Below are 19,553 nucleotides of genomic sequence, written 5' to 3'. Positions count from 1 at the left end.
CCCGCCGGCGCGGCGCTTCAGCAGACCTCGACGCGCTCCACTTCGCCGAAGCTCTTCACCCATTCGGAGTCCGTCAGCCGTGCGCCGTCTTTTTCACACATCTTCTTGATGATCTGGCCGCTGTCGAGTTCGTACGGCAGCAGCTCCGGATCCTGGCCCCCGCTGCGCACGAGGAAGTCGTGGAACTGCGGCCGGTACACCGCCCGCATCGAGTTGCCGTGCCCGACGACGTACACGAGCCGGTCCGCGGGACGTCCGGTGGTGTAAAGCCGCTGCACTTCGAAGATGTTGTCGCGCACGACGGCCACGCGGTCGTCGTCGGAGAACGAGACACGAGCGCCGTACCGCAACGCGCTGTCGAGCTTGGCGCGCAGCACGGGCGTTCCGCTGGGCACGCGCTGCCACACCTCGACGACCGACTCCGGTGAGCGCTCGATGGCGAGCCAGCGGCCGTCACCGCTGTAGGTGATGCCGCGGACGTAGACCGGTTGGAGCAACGGTGGCGCGGCACGTTCGAAAGTTCCGCCGATGCGCCAGAACTCGATCGTCGTAAGACCCGCGGCCGCGTCCCAGGCGGCGGTCGCGAGCTCGCGGCCGTCCTGGCTCAGCGCGACGGTCTCGGCGTCGCGCACCGGGATCGGCAGCTCGCGCGGCTGGCGGGGGTCGCTGAGGTCGAGCAGCACCCCGCGCTCGGACTCGTCCGGCGTCGGCAGGCCGACCTCGACCGCCCCGCCGATCTTGCCGACGACCCGCGAGCCGTCCGCGCTGATGTCGAGGGCCTGGAACCGGTCGGGCAGCGGTGCGAGGTAGGTGATGTCGTTCGCGTCGTTGACGGCCCACAGGTGCTGCCGGCCGGTGGCGTCCTTCGTGACGGCACGGCGTTCGGCGAGCTTGACGACCCGGTGGCGGTCGGGGAACTTCTTGCCGGGCACCGCGCGGTCCTCGTCGAGGCCCCACATCCGGTCGGTGCCGTCCTCGTCGGTCACCGCGGCCAGCTCACCGCGCGGTCCGACCAGCACGTCGGCGTCGTCCTTGGGCGTGCCGGTGAACGGGATGCCGCGGGTGATCGCGTTCGCCAGCCGCAGCACCTTCTCCGCCTCGGCCGACGGGTTGACCTTGTAGCCGACCAGCGCGTACTTGTCCGCGTACGGCCGGCGTTGTTCCATCAACGCCTCGGACTCGGAGATCGCCTTGCCGCCGAGCTCGCGGTCGTGTGCTTCGGTGAGCTTGCGCTCGTTGGCCAGCGCGTAGACGACCGTGCCGGGCACCAGTGCGAGCAACACGGCCATCACCGCGATCAACGCCGTCGAGCGCCGGGTCTCGCGTTTGACGCTCTTGTCGACGAACCTGCGCTCCTGCGCGGTCAAGAAGTCGCCGAGGTCCTTGGCCTTGCGCAGCCGGGCACCCCGGTAGAGCGCCAGCGGGTCGCGGTCGCTCGCCTCCCACAGCTCGATCGCGGTGACGAGCTGCTGGTGCGTGCGGAGGTTCTCGCCCTCCTCGTCGATCCACTCGGCGAGCTGCGGCCAGCGCAGCACCGCGTCGTGGGTGAGCTCGATGCCGTCCTCGGTGAGCGTCACGAGCCTGGCCTTGGCGAGCAGGTCCCGCAGTGGCGGGTCGACGTCCAGCCTGCGACTCCGGCGTTGCGCGTTTCCGTTGCGCTGCACGGAAACCAGCCGGAGGAAGACTCTCCTGACCGCTCTTCGGTCGTCGTCGGGGAGAGTGCGGAAGAAGGTCTCCGCGGCCCGCGCGACGACGTGCTCGATGCCGCCGGACTCCTCGAAGCCCGCCAGCGACAGCGTCATGCCGCGCTTGCGCCGCCACGTCTCGACGAGCGCCTGCTGCACCAACGGCAACGCGTGCTGGTTCGCGGCGTCGGCGACCAGCCGGGCGATCACCGCGGTCTCGACGGTGGCGCCGATCTTGGCGGCGGGCTCGGTGATCGCGCGACGCAGCTGGTCCGCGCTCATCGGCTCGATGGTGATCTCGTTGCCGCCCAAGGTCTTCTCAACACACCGGTCGCGGTGATCCGCGCGGACCGCGAGCACCACGTGGGGGCAGCGCGTGACGGCGGTGACGAAGTCGTCCTGGTCCAGCGCCTTCTCGAAGTCGTCGACGAGCAGCACCAGACCGGGCCGGTGCTGCCGGATGCGCAGCCGCAGGTGGTCGGAATCCCGCCGGAACTCCTCGGCGAGCTGCTCCGCGGTCGTGTCCTCGAAAACCTCGGCGAGGACGCGCGCCAGGTCCTCGAGGGCGTTGTGCGCCGGCGTGATCACCACGGCGTCGTCGAGGGCGGGCAGGAGGCCGGCCTGGAGCAGCGACGTGCGCCCCGATCCGGAGGGCCCGACGACAACGGTGAGCGGCTTCGCCTTGACCGACTCGACGACCTGCTCGACAAGACACTCACGCCCGAAGAACCGCTTCGAGTCGTGCTCGGTGAACGGCTCGCCACCGGGATACGGCGCGTTCGGATGCAACGGCAACGTGTGTTCAGCAGCCAGCTCACGCCACCGCTTCGTCCACGGCACGGCATCGCCTTCACACGCCCGGACGAACGCCAGCGTCAGGGCCAGCGACGGCAACTTCCGGCCACCGGCCGCGTCGGACAACGCCGTAGGCGAGTAGTTGGCCCGCCTGGCCAGCTCGCGGTAGCTCGGTTTGCCCGCCTGATCGCGCAGTCTCCGCAGGTCACCGGCGAACCGCAGCAACGCGGTGTCCTCCGGACCGAGCGGTCGTTCCCCTCGTGGCATGCCGCCTCCTTGCCGGATTGTCCACCAGAGGTTCGCCCGCCGTCTAACACCCCGCTAATCGGTCACCATCCGGATGCCTGCTTCGTGATCGTTCCACCTATCCGGACGTGCGGCTCAGTCGCGGCAGGGCGGCATGAACGCGATGTCCCCGAAATACCGCACCCACTCCTCCCTGCTCATCCGCGGAATCGCCTGCTCACAGATCCGCACCGCCGGATCACGCGGGTCCACGTCCCACAACCGCACCGCCTGATCCGCCCCACCCGTGACGACCTCGTCCCCCTTGGGCGTGAGCCCCACCGCCGCCACCGGCCCCGAATGCCCGCGCAGCAACGCCTGCTCCACCGGTTCGCCCTGGTCAGAGAGCTGCCACAGGCGTACCAGGCCGTCGTTGGTGGCGACCGCGACGCTGTCGGCGCCGAGCCAGGCCGAGGTGATCTCGCCGCCGCCGGACGGGATCTCGGCGCGCAGGACCGGGTCGCGCGGGTCGGTGGCGTCCCAGAGGTGCACGGCGTTGTCCGTGGTGGTCATGAGCAGGTCGTTGCCCGCGAACTGGGCGCCGCCGGCGAACTGCTTGGTCAGCGACAGCAGCTTGGCGGCGCGCGGGTCGGTCACGTCGACGAGGTGGACGGCGCGGCCGGTGGTGACGGCGGCGAGGATCTGGCCGTCGGCGCGGAACGTCATGCCCGCCAAGGGACCCAGGCCCAGCTGGGTGCTGACCAGGAGTCGTGGGCGTTCGCGGCGGAGGTCGGTCCAGAAGCTCAGGGCGCCGTCGTGGTCGGTGGTGACGAGGGTGGTGCCCTGCCAGGCGATCGCCGAGGCGCGCACCGGGAGCACGGCCAGTTCGCGGGGTTTGCCGAGGGACACGTCGACGACGCGGACTGCGCCGTCCGCGCCCGCGGAGGCGACCAGGCCGCCGGTCGAGTCCATCGCGAGGGCGGTGACGGCGCCGACGTGCCTGGCGGCCTCGTGGGAGGTGCGCGGGGACGGCAGGTCGGCGAGGTCGGTCAGCACGACCGTGCCGTCGCGGTGGCCGGTGGCGACCTGTCGCTGGGTCGGGCCCACCACCAGCGCGGTCACCTCGGACTGGGCTTCGCGCAGCACCTGCGACGGCACGTCCTCCTGGCGCAAACCGTTGCGCGCCTGGGACAACGGCACGAGCTGGTAGGCGGCCAGCGCGACCTGCTGGGCCAGGGCGGGGTTCGTGGCACGCAACGACGCCGCCTCGCCGACCGCCTTCAGCACGGCTGCGGCGGCGCGTTGTTCGTCGGCGGTTTTACGGGCCTGCAAGGCGAAAACGGTCGTGCTGGCGGCGACGACGATCAGGGCCGCGAGCGCGGCGAGCAGCTGGCGCTGGCGGCGGGTGCGTCTTCGGGCGCTCACCGAGGCCTCTTCCTCGGCGGCCAGGCTCGCCGCGAGGAACGCACGCTCCTTGGCGTTCAAGGACAAGCCTTCAGGAACGTTCGCCAGCCGCCGTCCCCGGAACAGCGCGCCCGCGTCCCGGTCGAGCGACTCCCAGGTCTGCGTGGCGTCGGTGAGTTCGCGCTGTGCCTTGATGTTCTCGCGCTCCTCCTCGACCCAGCCCTGGAACTCCGGCCAGCTGCGGATCAACGCCTCGTGCGCGAGCTCGACACCGTCCCGGTCGATCACCACCAGCCGTGCCGCGGCCAGCGCGCACAACACTTCCTCGTCGGCTTCCAGCTCGTCCTTGCGCGCGCGGCGTTTGGTGTCGTCGGTAGTCACGAGCCGCAGCAGGATCCGTTTCGCGTGCGCCTGTTGCCGGGCGGTGAAACCGTCGAAGAGTTCTTGAGCGGTACGGGCGACGGCGTGTTCGAGACCGCCGACCTCCTCGTAACCGGCGATGGTCAACGTCATGCCGCGGCGGTGCTGCCACGTCTCCGCGAGCGCGTGCGACAGCAACGGCAACACGGCGGCCTGCCCCACCGCGTCCGCCATCAGCCTGGCCAGCAAGGCCGTCTCGACCTTGGCGCCCACGACCGCGGCGGGTTCGGTGATGGCGAGGCGCAGCTCGTCCGGCGACATCGCGCCGACCATGACCTGGCTGCCGGCGAGCGCCTCGACGAGCTCCGGGTGTTGCGCGCAGTGCCCGTAGTAGTCGGCCCGCACACCGATGACGACCTTCGCGCACCTCGTGAGCGCCGCGATCAGCCACATACGAAGCTCTTCGTTGCGGCACAACGTGAACAGCTCCTCGAACTGGTCCACGACCACGAGGTGCCCGTGCCTTCTGGCGAGCTCTTCCGGGTCTTTCAACTCATCGGCGAGCTCGACCGCGTCCTGACCGGTGAGCCTGGCGAGCGCGACCGCGCACTCCTCCACCGGGTTCGCGCCGGGCGTGAACAACAGGACGGGCTCGCGGGTGCGGGCGATCAACCCTGCCCGCAGCAACGACGACTTCCCCACCCCGGACGGCCCGAACACGCCGGTGAAACGGTTCTTCGTGGTCAGCAGCTCTGCCGTCAACCGCTCGCGCCCGAAGAACTTCGGCGCGTCACCGGGCTGGAACATCGCCAGTCCCACATAAGGACTGTCACCGGCCGCGTGCGGTTCGGACCCGGCGACCTCCCGCCACCGCCGCGCCCATTCCTCCGGATCGGCGTCACAAGCCTTGGCATAGGCCTTGGTCACCGCGAGACTCGGCAACTTCCGCCCACCGGCGGCCTCCGACAACGCCGCGGCCGAGTAGTGCGCCCGCCGGCTCAGCTCCCGGTAGGTCGGGCTGCCCGCACGCTCCCGCAGCCGGCGCAGATCCGCCGCGAACCGCAGGACACCGCTCTCGCCCTCCTCGAGAGGGCGTTCCCGTCTCGGCATCCCGTCATTGTTCAGAGAACTTTGTTCAGCGGCCAACGCCTGACCGTGAACAACCCGTTCGCCCTAACGTCGGTGCACACGCGTCTTCACACGGGGAAGACCCGGTGCTCGCGCCCCGAACCGGCGCCGGTGTGGCCGTGGGTGGCCGACCCCCAGATGGCCACCCACGGCTCAGCACCCCAGCACCTCAGTCCCTCAGCGTGCCTCAGCAGACGGGCACGCGTTTGATGTCCGGGAAGTACTTCGCCCAGTCCTCGTCGGACAGTTCGACCTCGCGGTCACGGCACAGTCCCCGGACCACTTTCTCGAAGTCGGTGCGCAACGACCAGATGGACGGCACCCCGTCGACGACAGCGAACGCGTCCTCACGCTCCCGGTAGCGCAGCGCCGAGATGGCGCCGCGGAACCCGCCGAACGACCCGGCCCGGACATCGGTGCCGGTCACGCCGACGGGCCAGACCTCGACCGACGCGTCGGTCTGCACGGCGATCATCCTGTCGTCGCGGCCGAACACGACGGTGGCGTAGGGCGAGCTCATCGGCAGCTTCCACCACTCGGAGGGCTGGTGGCCGTCCGTGATGCTCCAGACGACGAGTTCTCGCGAGTACTGCACCGCCAGTGCACCCCCGGTGCGGCCGACCACGAGCTGCAGCGGGTTTCCCGGAAGCGGGATCGACGCGCGCTGCCGCGGCCTCTCCCCGTCGACCACCCAGATCTCGGCGGCCGAGGTGTTCGTGCTGTTGTCGTCGCGCAGCAGCACCACCTCGCGACCGGAAGGAGACACGGCGGCGGAACTCACGTTCTCCCCCGGCACCGCGATCTCCCGCGGCTGTGCCGGGTCACGCAGGTCCCACACCTTCGTGCGGCGCTGCGGATGATCCCCGTCGATCATGAAAACACCGACGGCCGTGGTCCCGTCCGCGCTCACGTACAGGTTCGTCGGCGCCCCAGCGAAAACCCCGAGCTTCTTCGGCTTCGAGGGATCGGTGGTGTCCCAGATCTGCACCTCGCCGGCCGCCTCGACGGTGAACGCACGCCGGTCGTCATCGCTGAGCAGCGCGCTGATCACCCGGTCGCCGATCGAGATCACCGGGTCGTCCTGGTCCTGCCCGCGGAACCGGAGAGCGGCCGAGGTGACCCCGGAGGCGAAGACGTCGAGGTAGAACTCGCCGCGCGTCGAGAGCGACAACCGGCCGACGTTGGGCCACGACAGCATCTGCTGACCGGCGGTGTACGAGTTCCACCTGGCGGCGTCCGCGTTCAGCACCGCGTCCTGCGTCGCCAGTGTCGGTGTCACCGCGTAGGCCGCGAGGGCGAGCCGGGCTGCCTGGCTCGGGTCGGTCGGCAGCAGCCGCATGACCTCCGTGGCGGCACGTCCGGCCAACGCGTCGTTGCGCTGCTGCGTGGCCTCCTGCGCCTTGGCCGCCGCGAACACCACGGTGCCGCCGAGCAACAGCACCAGCACCGACAGCACGCTCACGACGACTCGGGTGCGGCGGACGCGGCGGCGGCCGTCGGCCTGGCTCGCGGTGAGGAAGACGCGTTCGGGTTCGGTGAGCGAATCCGGGCTCAACTCGCTCGCCTGAGCCAGCCGGGCACCCTTGTAGAGGAGGTCGCGGTCGCCTCCCCACTCGGCGGCGGCCTCGGTGAGCTGGTGGTGGACGCGCAGGGCTTCGCGGTCCTCTGCGATCCAGTCGCGCAGGCGTGGCCAGGAGCGGATCAACGCCTCGTGCGTCAGTTCGGCGTGCTGCTCGGTGAGGGTGACCAGCCGGGCGGTGGCCAGGCGTTCGACGACTTCGGCGTCGAGGCCCTCGCGGTTGGCGCGGCGCTTGGTGTCCTCGGTGCCTTCGCCCAGCGCGATCAGGCGCAGGAAGGTCCGCTGAGCCGTCTGTCGCTGTTCGGGACTGAGTTGCTCGTAGACGGCTTCGGCGGTGCGGGCGATGGCGTGTTCGACGCCGCCTGCCTCCTCGTACCCGACCAGCGACAGGGTCATTCCCCGGCGGCGGCGCCAGGTCTCGACCAGCGCGTGCTGCACGAGCGGGAGTGCGGCAGCCTGCCCTGCCACGTCCGCGACCAGGCGGGTGACCAGGGCGGTCTCGACCGTGGCGCCGACGTGCTGGGCGGGTTCGACGATGGCGCGGCGGAGTTCGTCGGTGGTCATCGGGCCGACCAGGAGCTGGCTGCCTTCGAGGGCTTCGACGAGCTCGGGGTGACGGCCGATGTGACCGTAGAAGTCGGCTCGCACGCCGATGACCACGCGCGGGGCGCTGACCAGGGCCTGGACGAACCAGTCACGTTGTTCAGGGCCGCAGAGGGTGAAGACCTCCTCGAACTGGTCGATGACCAGGACCAGGTCGTGCTGCCGGGCGAGCAGCCCCAGCGCGGCGGGGTCGGCGAGCTCGGAGCGGAACGCCACCGCGGACTCCCCGGTCGCCTGGGCGAGCCGGACCGCGCACTCGTCGAGCGGGTGGACGCCCGGCGTGAAGATCAGGGCGTTGGTCAGGCTCGGGAGCAGGCCGGCGCGCAGCAGGGACGACTTGCCAGAACCGCTCGCGCCGAAGACACCGACGAACGGGCGCGCACTGGTGAGTTCGACGAGCTTCGCGGTGAGCTTCTCGCGGCCGAAGAACCGGTCGGCGTCTTCCTTCTGGAACGCCTTGAGGCCGACGTACGGCGCTTCACCGGTCGGGTCCGGCGGGGCGGCGATCGCGCGCCAGCGCTGTTCCCACTCCTGCTCGTCACCGTCGCAGGCCTTGACGTAGGCCAGCGTGACGGCGAGCGACGGAAGTTTCTTGCCCCCGGCGGCGTCGGACAGCGTGGCCGCCGAGTAATGCGCGCGTGAAGCGAGCGCCCGGTAGGACGGTTTGCCCGCCTTGTCCCTCAGCTTGCGGAGGTCGGCGGCGAAACCGCCGAGTTCGCTGTCTTTGCTGTCCAACGGACGTTCGGTGCGTGGCATGTCGGTCTCCCCCTGTGACCGATTGTCTACACCGTGTTGTTCAAAACGCATGATCGACCCCTTACAACGTCATCGCCGTAGCGTTCTCGTTGCAAGGTGAATGGGGGTTCACCGCAGGTCGCCCCTCCGGTTCGGGGGCCGGAGGGGCGAGCGGGTTCAGATTCTGATCAGAGACCGACGAGCTTGTAAAGGCCGCCGACTTCCTGGCGGTTCAGGACCCGCATCGAGCCGGGACGCTGGTTGCCGAGCGACACGTCACCGACCGCGACGCGCACCAGCGACTGCACCGGGTAGCCGACGTGCTCGAGCAGGCGGCGCACGATGTGCTTGCGGCCCTCGTGCAGCACGACCTCGACGAGCGCCTTGCCGGGAACGGCGCTGATGAGCTTGAAGGAGTCGACCTTGACCGGGCCGTCGTCGAGCTCGATGCCGGCCTTCAGCTTCTTGTTGAGACCCTTCTCGACCGGGCCGGGCACCTCGGCGAGGTAGGTCTTCTTGACGTTGTAGCTCGGGTGCATCAACCGATGCGCGAGCTCGCCGTCGTTCGTGAGCAGCAGCAGGCCCTCGGTCTCGGCGTCGAGACGCCCGACGTGGAACAGCCGCTCCGCGCGGTTGCGCACCAGGTCGCCCACGCACGGGCGGCCCAGGTCGTCCTCCATCGTGGAGAGCATGCCGAACGGCTTGTTCAGCGCGATGGTGACGACGTCCTCGCGGATCTGCACCCGCACTCCGTCGACGTGCACCACGGCGGTCTCGGGGTCGATCCGGCGGCCCTGCTCGCGCACGACCTTGCCGTCGACCGACACGCGCCCCTGCTCGATCAGCTCCTCGGAAGCACGGCGCGAGGCGACCCCGGCCTGTGCGAGCACCTTCTGCAGGCGCACGCCTTCGTTCTCAGACATCGTCGATCGCATCCACTTCGGGCAGCAGCGGCGCGATTGCAGGCAGGTCGGCGAGCGACGACAGCCCCAACCGCTCCAGGAACAGTTCGGTCGTGCGGTACAGGATCCCACCCGTGTCGCTGTCCGTGCCCGTCTCCTCGATGAGCCCCCGCGCGACCAGGGTCCGGATCACACCGTCCACGTTGACGCCACGGACCGCCGCGATCCGCGCCCTCGTCACGGGCTGTCGGTAGGCGATCACCGCGAGCGTCTCCAGGGCCGCGCGGGTGAGTTTCGCGCGCTGACCGTCGAGCAGCAGCTTCTCCACGAACGGGGCGTACCGGTCCCGCGTGTAGAACCGCCAGCCGTCCCCCGCCCTGCGCAGGTCAATCCCACTGCCGGACTCGGTGTACCGGGTGGAGAGTCTACGGAGTGCTTCCTTGATTCGCTTAACCGGCTGCTCAAGGGCACTGCTGAGCTGGTCTTCCGCGATCGGGCTGTCGACCACGAGCAGCACGGACTCGATCGCCGCGTCGAATTCCTGGTCGCTCGTGAGGTCCGGGAGGCCGCTGTCCTCGATGGCTTCCTCGGGGGCGGCGGCGAGGAGCTGTGCCTCGAGGGCGGCGGCGTCGACGGCGTCCGCGGCCGGGGCCTCAGGCTCGGCTTCGGGCACCGCGGCAGGTTCGGGCTCAGCCGGGGCCAGCTCAGCTTCCGGCTCTGCGTCGTCAGCGAGTGGCTCGGCGGGCTCGGCTTCCGGCTCGGCGGCGGCGAGGGGGTCGGCGGCGTCAGGCTCGGGCTCGGCAGCGTCAGCCTCGGTCGGCTCCACCGCACCCGCTTCGTCCGCCGCGTCCGCCCCAGCCCCGTCGAATGCGGGCCCCGGGTTCCGCACCTCCGCCGCGTCCGGCCCCACCAGTGGCTCGCTCATCAGCCGTAGTCCTCATCCTCGTGGCCGGCGTGCACCTGCGCCTGCGCTTCCTCCAACGTCCCGCCGACCCACGTCACCTGCAGCGGCCCGAGCGGGTCCTCCTGCTCGAAGGCCAGCGACTTCTCCCGGTACAGCTCCAGCAGCGCCAGGAAGCGCGCCACGACCTCCATCGTCTCGGTGCAGTCGGCGACGATCTCCGTGAACGTCGCCGTGCCGCGTTCGACCAGGAAGGTCCGCAGCTGGTCCGCCGTCTCGCGGATCGACACGCGGTGCTGGTGGATGTGCGCGACCGAGAGCGTGCGCTTCTCCTTCGGCCGGAACGCGGCCGCGGCGATCAGGGCGAACTTCTGCGGCGTCACCCCGAGCATCACCTCGGGCAGCAGGCCCTCGAAGCGCGGCTCCAGCGACACCGACCGCGGATACCGGCGGAACGCGCCCTGTTCCAGCTCGGCGAACAGGGCCGCGACCTGCTTGTAGGCCCGGTACTGCAACAGCCGTGCGAACAGCAGGTCGCGCGCTTCCAGCAGCGCCAGGTCGTCCTCGTCCTCGACGTCACCGGTGGGCAGCAGCCGGGCGGCCTTCAGGTCCAGCAGGGTCGCCGCGATCACCAGGAACTCGGTGGTCTCGTCGAGGTCCCACGCCTCGCCCATGCCGCGCAGGTGCGCGATGAAGTCGTCGGTGACCGTGTGCAGCGCCACCTCGGTGACGTCGAGGGTGTGCTGCGAGATCAGCTGCAGCAGCAGGTCGAAGGGGCCCTCGAAGTTCGTGAGCCTGACCTTGAACTTGCCGTCGTCCGGAGCAGCGACTTCAGCGGCAACCTCAGCAGCGACTTCAGCAGCGACTTCAGGGGGAAGTTCCTCGGTCACTGCTCGCGCAACCTGCGTACCAGCAGCGATGCGTCACCGTGCGTCTCGAGGTCGTCCAGCACGATCGCGATCGCCTCACGCACCACACGCCCGCGGTCCACGCCCAGCCCGTGCGAGCCGCGCAACGACAGCCGCGCCTGCTCCAGAGCCATCAGCTCCTCGTCGGACACGTACACCGTGATCTTCGTGGTGTGCTTCGTGCGCCCGGACCCGCGCCGCTGAACGGGCGGATCAACGGCCTCGGGAGCAGCGTCAGGAACAGGAGCAGCAGCGGTCAGCCGGAAAAGCTCCGCCGCCCCCGGCAGTGAAGGGCGACGGTTCACCGGGCGATCACCTCGCGAGCCAGCCCGCGGTAGGCGTTGGCGCCGGCCGATCGCGGCGCCCAGCGGGTGATCGGCTCGCCCGCCACGGTGGTCTCCGGGAAACGCACCGTGCGGTTGATGACCGAGTCGAACACGATCTCGCCGAACGCCTCCACGACGCGTGCCATGACCTCACGCGAGTGCAGCGTGCGCGGGTCGTACATCGTGGCGAGGATGCCGGTGATGTTGAGCTTGGGGTTCAAGCGTTCCTTGACCTTCTCGATGGTGTCGATGAGCAGCGCGACCCCGCGCAGCGAGAAGAACTCGCACTCCAGCGGGATCAGCACTCCGTCCGCGGCCGCGAGGGCGTTCACCGTGAGCAGGCCGAGCGAGGGCTGGCAGTCGACCAGCACGTAGTCGTAGTGGTCGATCACGGGACGAAGGGTGCGCACGAGCGTGTGCTCGCGACCCACTTCGGACACCAGCTGGATCTCGGCCGCCGACAGGTCGATGTTGCTGGGCAGCAGGTCCATGTCGTCGACCATGGTCTTGCGGATGACGTCGGGAACGGAGGTGTCGTTCTCCATGATGACGTTGTAGATCGTGGTTTCCAGCTGGTGCGGGTGCACGCCGAGGCCCACCGAGAGCGCGCCCTGCGGGTCGAAGTCGACGAGCAGCACCCGCCGGCCGTATTCGGCCAGCGCCGCGCCCAGGTTGATGGTCGTCGTCGTCTTGCCGACGCCGCCCTTCTGGTTGCACACCGCGAGGATCTTCGCCGGGCCGTGGTGCAGCAGCGGCGGCGGATCCGGGATGTGGCGGCGCGGGCGGCCGGTCGGACCGATGCCGTCGACCTGCTCGTGAGCGACATCGTCCACCGGCGCGGCGTGCGGGGCCAGGTTCAGATCGGCACGGGGCGCGAAAGCGTGCTCCGGTGTCGACATGGCTGGCGTTCCCTCACTGGTCGTAGTCGTCTCTCCGGGCGCAGCCTAGGCCGCACCCGTGCGAGCGGCAACGCGCCTCGCCGGTGTTGTCAAGAGTCAGTTAGACCGGAACATCCATTCGTGTGCGACGGTCCGCGGCGGACAGCACGACGTCCAACAGGCCCGGGAAGAGAACATCCAGGTCGTCTCGACGCAGTGACACCCAGCGTTGGTTGCCGCGGCAGCGTGTTCGGGTGATGCCAGCTTCGCGCAACACGCGCAGGTGCTGGGAAAGGGTCGACTTCGCTACGTCAACCTCGAAAGCCCCGCACAGCCTCTCCCCGCTCAACTGGATCTGGCGCACAACGGCGAGCCTTGTCGGGTCGCTCAGCGCGTGCAGCACAGCGGCTAGATCAATGGCCTGTGGGGACGGCTCGTCCAAGTTCGGCACCTGACCACCGTACCCGTGGAAGCCTCATGTTCCAGTGGCTCGAGGGTGAGCAGTTGCGTAGACCTCCCTCAAAGTCGTAACGGTTACCAGTGTGTACACCTGAGTGGTCGTAACCGATGCGTGCCCGAGGAGTTCTTGCACCACCCGAACGTCAGCACCCCCTTCCAACAGATGGGTGGCGAACGAATGCCGCAACGTGTGCGGAGACACCACGGCGGTGATTCCCGCGTCCTCCGCTGCGGTCTTCAGAACGGTCCACGCGCTCTGCCGGGAAAGCCGTCCACCACGTGCATTCAAGAACAATGCAGGCGTCCCACGGCCCTTGGCCGCCAACGCAGGGCGCGCACGCACCAGGTACGCGTCCACCGCGGCCAACGCCGGCCGTCCCACCGGGACAAGCCGTTGTTTCCCACCCTTTCCATCCAGCAACACAGTGCGCTCACCTGCGTCGATGTCATCGATGTCCAGCCCGACGACCTCGGAGATGCGCGCGCCCGTCGAGTACAGCAACTCCAGCAACGCCTTGTCCCGCAGGTTCACGACGGTGTCGAGCAACGTCAGAACATCATTGACGGGCAATGCTTTCGGCAGCCTCTTCGGCGGCGACGGCGGGTGCACGGCACGTGCGGCGTCATGCGGCACCACGCCTTCGCGATGCGCGAACCGATGCAATCCCCGCACAGCGACCAACGTCCGTGCAGCTGACGACGCCGCGAGCCCGCTTTCTCGCAACACAGCCAGGAACTCGCTCACGTGCAACTCGGTCACCGCACCGAGATCCGTCACCCCGATGGACTCGAGATGTTCGGAGTACCTGCGCAGATCACGGGTGTAGGAGTCGAGAGTGTTGCGGGCCGTGCCGCGTTCCACGGCGAGGTGGTCGAGATAGCTCGCCACCAGTTCTGGGATCACGCCAGCCCTTCCAGCACAATCTCTCCATCGCGCGCGTTGACGCCCTTCGCCAGCGCGAGATCTTCCATCACAGCACGCTCAAAACCCTTGTCAGCCAACGCGATGACGTACGGCAAAGTCACGTTCGTCAGTGCGTACGTCGAAGTGTTCGGTACCGCACCAGGCATGTTCGCGACGCAGTAGAACACGGAGTCGTGCACTCGGTACGTCGGATCATCGTGCGTGGTGGGTCGTGTGTTTTCGAAACATCCACCTTGGTCAACGGCGATGTCAACCAGCACGCTTCCGGACCGCATCCGGGACACCAGATCGTTGCTGACGAGCTTCGGCGCCTTCGCTCCCGGCACCAGCACCGCGCCGATCACCAGATCCGCCCAGCGACAGGCCTTCTCGACCTCGTAGGCGTTCGACGCGATCGTCTGCAGGTGCCCGCGGTAAGTGAAGTCGATCTGCCGCAACCGGTTGACGTTGTTGTCCAGCACGATCACCTCGGCCTGCATGCCGACGGCCATCGTCGCCGCGTTCATCCCCGCCACGCCCGCGCCGATCACCGCGACCTTGCCCGCCGCGACTCCGGGCGCACCACCCAGCAGCACACCTCGTCCGCCTTGCGCGCGTTCCAAGCAGTGCGCGCCGACCTGAGCCGCCATCCGCCCGGCGATCTCGCTCATCGGCGCCAGCAACGGCAGCGACCCGTCCGGCAGCTGCACGGTCTCGTACGCGATGGCGGTGATGCCCGAGGAGGCGATCGCCTTGGTGCACTCCGGGCTGGCCGCCAGGTGCAGGTACGTGAAGAGCACCTGATCGCGGCGCATCCGGTGGTACTCGGGCTCGATCGGCTCCTTGACCTTCAGCACCAGGTCCGCGAGACCCCACACCTCGTCGGCCGTCGCGGCGATGCGCGCACCCGCCGACGTGTACTCGTGGTCGGGGAACGACGAGCCGGCCCCGGCGTCGTGCTCGATGACGACCTCGTGCCCGCGGCGCACCAGCTCGACCACACCCGCGGGCGTGATCGCCACGCGGTACTCGTGGTTCTTGATCTCCTTTGGGACACCGACCAGCATCGTCGCAGCGTATTCCCGATATCGATCTCCTGCATCGGATAACGTGCTGAGCCGTGTCAGAAGCATTCGGGCCAGAACAGCAGCGCATCGGCAACCAGCAGCGCGAAGAGGCGATCACCGCGCTCAACGACCATTTCGCGCTCGCTCGGCTCGACATCTCCGAATACCAGGAGCGGGTGAACCGCGCGTCCGTCGCGCAGACCTACGTCGAGCTGGCAGAGCTGTTCCGCGACCTCCCGCAGCCGCACCCGCCGTTCCTCGCGCCGCCCTCGGTGCCGTTCGCCGCCGTGCCCCCGCCGCCACCGGGCTTCGCGCCGCAGCCCACGCAGGCGTACTACCCGCCGCCCACCGGCCCGCAGCCGCAGTACGCCCCTCCGCCTCCCGGCTTCCAGCCGCCGCCTCCTGGCATGGGCTACGGGAACCCCGCCGCCCCGTACGGCTTCGACCCGATCACCGGCGTGCCGATGTCGGACAAGTCGAAGATCGCCGCGGGCGTGCTGCAGCTGTTCCTGGGCAACCTGGGCATCGGCCGCTTCTACACCGGCCACGTCGGCATCGCCGTCGCCCAGCTGCTGACCTGCGGTGGCTGCGGCATCTGGTCGTTGATCGACGGGATCCTCATCCTGGTCAACGGCGGCACGGACGCCGAAGGCCGCAAGCTCCGCGACTAAATACCGGCCAGGTTTCGGCCAACGCCCCACACAGCGGTAACGACGAGAACGGCGACACCGACCGACTTCGGCACGGATCGCCGTTCGCCAGTCCAACGATCTTTCGTCCAACGCCCGAACAGCCACACGGCCAGAGGCACGCCCAACGCGAGCAGCACAGCGTTGTAGTGGAACGCGCCAACCACATCGCCGTGCAGCAGCGCGTGCACCATGCGCGTGGCACCGCAGCCAGGGCAGTCGAGCCCGGTGAGCCAGTTGAACGGGCACTTCGGCAGCAGGTTGCCCGGCTTGTTCGGGTCGACGAACAGCAGCAGCACCGCACCGGCGCCACCCAGCGCGAGAACGGCAAAGGGTGCCTTCAGTCGTGCGAAGGCACCCTTCAACGTCTGCATCAGCCCAACTTACTTCTTGCGCGCGGCGAACCGGGTCGGCTTGTCGCGAAACGGTGCGTCGGCCGGACGCGGCTCAGCGCGGCCCTCCAGCACCTCACGCGCCGCGATGAGTCCGGCGACCGCGGAGGAGTTCACGATCTCGCCCGAGAACACCATCCGCACGGCCTCGTCGAGCGGGAAGCGGTGGATCTCCAGATCCGCCTCCTCCTCGCCCTGCACCTCACGCTCCACTTCGGACAGGTCCCGCGCCAGGAACACGCGCACGACCTCGTCGGTGAAACCGGGTGACGCGGCCTCGTCGACCAGAGTGTCCCAGCGCGCCGCGTCGAGCCCGACCTCCTCGGCCAGCTCCCGGCGCGCGCCGACGACCGGCTCCTCGTCGTCGTGGTCGAGCAGCCCGGCCGGCAGCTCCCAGAGGTGCCTGCCGAGCGCGTGCCGGTACTGGTGGATCAGCACGACCTCGCCCACGTCGTCGACGGCCACGACCGCGACCGCGCCCATGTGCTCGACGATCTCGCGCTTGGCCGTGCCGCCACCGGGCATCTCGACGTCGTCGATCCGCAGCGCGACAACCCGTCCGACGTGCACGTCCTCACTGGAGACCGTGCGGAAGTCGTGCCGGGACGTCACTTCGACGCCCCTGCAGTCAAAGGGAGGCGATCAGCGACCCGGTAGTCGATCGCGGCCTTCACGAACGCCGCGAACAGCGGATGCGGCTTCGTGGGACGCGACTTGAGCTCCGGATGCGCCTGCGTGCCCGCGTAGAACGGGTGCACGTCCGACGGCAGCTCGACGAACTCGACCAGGCGGCCGTCCGGCGACAGGCCGGAGAACACCAGACCGGCCTCGGTGAGCTTGCCCCGGTACGCGTTGTTGACCTCGTAGCGGTGGCGGTGCCGCTCGGACACCTCGGTCGCGCCGTACGCCTGAGCGACGACCGACCCCGGCGTGAGCTTCGCGATGTACGCGCCCAGGCGCATCGTGCCGCCCATGTCGCGCTGACCGGCCACGACGTCTTGCTGGTCGGCCATCGTGGAGATGACCGGCGTGCCGCCCTCTTCGAACTCGCTGGAGTTCGCGTCCTCGATGCCCGCGAGGTTGCGCGCGGCCTCGATCACCATGCACTGCAGGCCGAGGCACAGGCCGAGCGTCGGCACACCCCGCGTGCGGCTGTACTTCAGCGCGCCGAGCTTGCCCTCGATGCCGCGCACGCCGAACCCGCCGGGGATCAGCACCCCGTCCATACCCGACAACGCCCGTGCGGCGCCCTCCGGCGTCTGGCACTCGTCCGACGGCACCCACTTGATCTCGACCTTGGCGTGGTGCGCGAAACCGCCCGCACGCAGCGCCTCGGTGACCGACAGGTAGGCGTCCGGCAGGTCGACGTACTTGCCGACCAGCGCGATCTTCACCGTCTCCGACGGGTTGTGCACGCGGTCCAGCAGATCGCCCCACACCGTCCAGTCGACGTCGCGGAACGGCAGGTCGAGGCGGCGCACCACGTACGCGTCGAGACCCTCGGCGTGCAGGACCTTCGGGATGTCGTAGATCGACGGCGCGTCCACGGCCGCGACGACGGCGTCGGTGTCGACGTCGCACATCAGGCCGATCTTGCGCTTGAGCGCGTCCGGGATCTCCCGGTCCGCGCGGCACACGATCGCGTCCGGCTGGATGCCGATGTTGCGCAGCGCCGCGACGGAGTGCTGCGTCGGCTTGGTCTTCAGCTCGCCGCTCGGCGCCAGGTACGGCACCAGGCTGACGTGCAGGAAGAAGACGTTGTCGCGGCCGACGTCGTGGCGGACCTGGCGGCACGCCTCGAGGAACGGCAGCGACTCGATGTCACCGACGGTGCCGCCGACCTCGGTGATGACCACGTCCGGGGTGACGCCGTCGGCGTCCGGCTCGGCCATCGCCCTGATGCGGCGCTTGATCTCGTCGGTGATGTGCGGGATGACCTGGACCGTGTCGCCCAGGTACTCACCACGCCGCTCCTTGGCGATGACCTCGGAGTACACCTGGCCGGTGGTGACGTTCGCGTCGCCGCTCAGGTCCCGCGCGAGGAACCGCTCGTAGTGGCCGATGTCGAGGTCCGTCTCGGCACCGTCGTCGGTCACGAAGACCTCGCCGTGCTGGAACGGGTTCATCGTGCCGGGGTCCACGTTCAGGTACGGGTCGAGCTTCTGCATCGTTACCCGCAGGCCGCGCGAGGTGAGCAACTGGCCGAGGCTGGAGGCGGTGAGCCCCTTGCCCAAGGAGGACGCGACGCCCCCCGTGACGAAGACGTGCTTGGTCGTACGTGCCTGCTGCACCAACGGGGCTCCCGTGAAAATCGTGGGGGCCGAATCCCCCTATCCACGGGCCATAACGCTAACACGCCGACGGTCACTCAGCGCACCACGACCCGGCAGATCACATCACCCGATCGGCGCAGTGAGGGGTTTCCCCGATCCGCGCCCGGCACGGCCCGGCATCAGGAATGGTTGTCACGTGACCTTCGACGTGGCAGGTGAGGCCGTCAGAGCCGTGCACGACCGGTCCGCGGCGTGGCGTTTCATCGAGGGATTCGCCGCCGGGTGGGCGGAGCCGATCGAGGCGCAGGACGGCTGGAACCGGGCCGATCTCGCGGCCACCGAGGACCAGCTCGGCGTACAGCTGCCGGAGTCGCTGAAGGAGGCGCTGTCGTTGTTCGGCAAGCGCCCCGACCTCACCAGCAACCAGGACCGCCTGCTCACCCCGTCGGAACTGCGCCTCGACGGCGACGTCCTGGTGTTCCGCGACGAGAACCAGTGGGTCGCCGCCTGGGGAACGACGTTCGCCGGGGACGACCCCGAGGTCCTGATCAAGCTCGACCTGCTGAACAAGGCGGAGGAGCACTGGGACCGGTGGCTGCCCAGGTTCTCGCTCGCCTGCGTGGAGATGGTGCTGTCGGAGGCGTTGTTCCGCGACGGGGCCGAGACAGCGGACAGGGAGACGTCCGAGGCGGACATCTCCCTGCTCGAAGACAACTTCGCACTGTTGCCGCTGCGCAGTCCCGGTACCCGCTGGTTCGTCGCCGACGACGTGATCGTGCGCGAGGACGACAGCCAGTGGCTGTGGGCCCGCGCCCGCACGCCGGAAGCGTTGGAACTGCTGGTCAAGCAGCTTCCCGGCGACTGGACGACGGACTACTAGTTGTGATGTCCAGGGACGTTGTCCTGGTTTGGGTGTGTGACGGCTTGTCGTGAAGACAGGTGAAGGCCCCTGGATGTGAAGTGGAGCTGTCTAGGAACCGCTTCACATGTCCGGAGGCCTTCGTGTCCCACCCTAACGCGGCGCTGACGCCACGCGCCCGGCTACGCCTGGCGCGTCTGATTCTGGAAGAGAACTGGCCGGTGGCCGCGGCCGCGAAGATGTTCATGGTCGCGGAGCGGACCGCACGTAAATGGGCGGCGCGCTACCGCGACGAGGGCGAGGCGGGGATGTTCGACCGCAGCTCACGACCACATCTCAGCCCGACCCGCACACCCGAGCCGGTCGTGCGGCAGATCGCGGTCCTGCGGTGGCGGCACCGGCTCGGCCCAGTTCAGATCGCCGGCCGACTCGGCCTGCCCGCCTCCACAGTGCACGCCGTGCTCGTGCGCTGCCGGATCAA

Annotated in this window: 17 protein-coding genes; 3 read left to right on the top strand and 14 right to left on the bottom strand. The window is 69.2% G+C overall.

Annotated features, from left to right (window positions below; translation table 11 throughout):
• Positions 1 to 17: 17 nt before the first annotated feature.
• From ACWGE0_RS24240 to ald, 11 genes are all read right to left on the bottom strand, one after another.
• A complete protein-coding gene (locus ACWGE0_RS24240) occupies positions 18 to 2,747 on the bottom strand; it encodes an nSTAND1 domain-containing NTPase (protein WP_452263180.1) in 2,730 nt (909 codons plus the stop codon).
• Between the two features lie 114 nt (positions 2,748 to 2,861).
• A complete protein-coding gene (locus tag ACWGE0_RS24235; protein ID WP_452263179.1) occupies positions 2,862 to 5,579 on the bottom strand; it encodes an nSTAND1 domain-containing NTPase in 2,718 nt (905 codons plus the stop codon).
• A gap of 205 nt (positions 5,580 to 5,784) precedes the next feature.
• Positions 5,785 to 8,535, bottom strand: coding sequence for an nSTAND1 domain-containing NTPase (locus tag ACWGE0_RS24230; protein WP_452263178.1), 2,751 nt, complete (start codon positions 8,533 to 8,535; stop codon positions 5,785 to 5,787).
• A 167-nt stretch (positions 8,536 to 8,702) separates the two neighbouring features.
• Positions 8,703 to 9,437, bottom strand: a complete 735-nt coding sequence (locus tag ACWGE0_RS24225) for a pseudouridine synthase (protein ID WP_319969310.1) — start codon at positions 9,435 to 9,437, stop codon at positions 8,703 to 8,705.
• Positions 9,430 to 10,341, bottom strand: a complete 912-nt coding sequence (scpB, locus tag ACWGE0_RS24220; RefSeq protein WP_452263177.1) for an SMC-Scp complex subunit ScpB — start codon at positions 10,339 to 10,341, stop codon at positions 9,430 to 9,432. The genes ACWGE0_RS24225 and scpB overlap by 8 nt, the downstream gene beginning before the upstream one ends.
• Positions 10,341 to 11,207, bottom strand: coding sequence for a segregation and condensation protein A (locus tag ACWGE0_RS24215; RefSeq protein WP_452263176.1), 867 nt, complete (start codon positions 11,205 to 11,207; stop codon positions 10,341 to 10,343). Before ACWGE0_RS24215 ends, scpB begins: the two co-directional genes overlap by 1 nt.
• Positions 11,204 to 11,530 (bottom strand): hypothetical protein, encoded by a 327-nt coding sequence (locus ACWGE0_RS24210; protein WP_452263175.1) that lies wholly within the window; start codon positions 11,528 to 11,530, stop codon positions 11,204 to 11,206. Before ACWGE0_RS24210 ends, ACWGE0_RS24215 begins: the two co-directional genes overlap by 4 nt.
• Positions 11,527 to 12,450 carry a ParA family protein gene (locus ACWGE0_RS24205; protein ID WP_452263174.1) on the bottom strand — a complete coding sequence of 308 codons (924 nt, stop codon included), beginning with the start codon at positions 12,448 to 12,450 and terminating at the stop codon, positions 11,527 to 11,529. Before ACWGE0_RS24205 ends, ACWGE0_RS24210 begins: the two co-directional genes overlap by 4 nt.
• Before the next feature lie 100 nt (positions 12,451 to 12,550).
• Positions 12,551 to 12,880 carry an ArsR/SmtB family transcription factor gene (locus ACWGE0_RS24200; protein ID WP_452263173.1) on the bottom strand — a complete coding sequence of 110 codons (330 nt, stop codon included), beginning with the start codon at positions 12,878 to 12,880 and terminating at the stop codon, positions 12,551 to 12,553.
• Positions 12,881 to 12,904: 24 nt separating this feature from the next.
• On the bottom strand, positions 12,905 to 13,780 hold the full coding sequence (xerD, locus tag ACWGE0_RS24195) for a site-specific tyrosine recombinase XerD (RefSeq protein ID WP_452263286.1): 876 nt from the start codon (positions 13,778 to 13,780) through the stop codon (positions 12,905 to 12,907).
• Positions 13,781 to 13,788: 8 nt separating this feature from the next.
• Positions 13,789 to 14,859: an alanine dehydrogenase gene (ald, locus tag ACWGE0_RS24190; protein WP_452263172.1), complete on the bottom strand. Its 1,071-nt coding sequence runs from the start codon at positions 14,857 to 14,859 to the stop codon at positions 13,789 to 13,791.
• A 53-nt stretch (positions 14,860 to 14,912) separates the two neighbouring features.
• Between ald and ACWGE0_RS24185 the strand changes: the two genes are divergently transcribed.
• Positions 14,913 to 15,530, top strand: coding sequence for an NINE protein (locus ACWGE0_RS24185; protein ID WP_452263171.1), 618 nt, complete (start codon positions 14,913 to 14,915; stop codon positions 15,528 to 15,530).
• Here the strand turns inward: ACWGE0_RS24185 and ACWGE0_RS24180 are convergent.
• Genes ACWGE0_RS24180 through ACWGE0_RS24170 form a run of 3 tightly spaced genes read right to left on the bottom strand, consistent with a single transcriptional unit; the run spans position 15,527 to position 18,231 of the window.
• On the bottom strand, positions 15,527 to 15,922 hold the full coding sequence (locus ACWGE0_RS24180; protein ID WP_452263170.1) for a DUF2752 domain-containing protein: 396 nt from the start codon (positions 15,920 to 15,922) through the stop codon (positions 15,527 to 15,529). The genes ACWGE0_RS24185 and ACWGE0_RS24180 overlap by 4 nt on opposite strands.
• Before the next feature lie 9 nt (positions 15,923 to 15,931).
• Positions 15,932 to 16,552 carry an NUDIX domain-containing protein gene (locus tag ACWGE0_RS24175; protein WP_452263169.1) on the bottom strand — a complete coding sequence of 207 codons (621 nt, stop codon included), beginning with the start codon at positions 16,550 to 16,552 and terminating at the stop codon, positions 15,932 to 15,934.
• Complete coding sequence (locus tag ACWGE0_RS24170; RefSeq protein ID WP_452263168.1) at positions 16,549 to 18,231, bottom strand: CTP synthase; 1,683 nt, start codon at positions 18,229 to 18,231, stop codon at positions 16,549 to 16,551. The genes ACWGE0_RS24175 and ACWGE0_RS24170 overlap by 4 nt, the downstream gene beginning before the upstream one ends.
• A gap of 178 nt (positions 18,232 to 18,409) precedes the next feature.
• Here ACWGE0_RS24170 and ACWGE0_RS24165 point away from each other — a divergent pair, with 178 nt between their 5' ends.
• A complete protein-coding gene (locus ACWGE0_RS24165) occupies positions 18,410 to 19,093 on the top strand; it encodes a hypothetical protein (RefSeq protein WP_452263167.1) in 684 nt (227 codons plus the stop codon).
• A gap of 122 nt (positions 19,094 to 19,215) precedes the next feature.
• Positions 19,216 to 19,553 (top strand): leucine zipper domain-containing protein (locus ACWGE0_RS24160; RefSeq protein WP_452263166.1); only part of this gene is annotated, 338 nt, incomplete at its 3' end.

The organism is Lentzea sp. NPDC054927 (assembly GCF_053610285.1).
The sequence above is the reverse complement of the archived record's forward strand: the minus strand, read 5'-3'. Positions and strand labels throughout refer to the sequence as shown.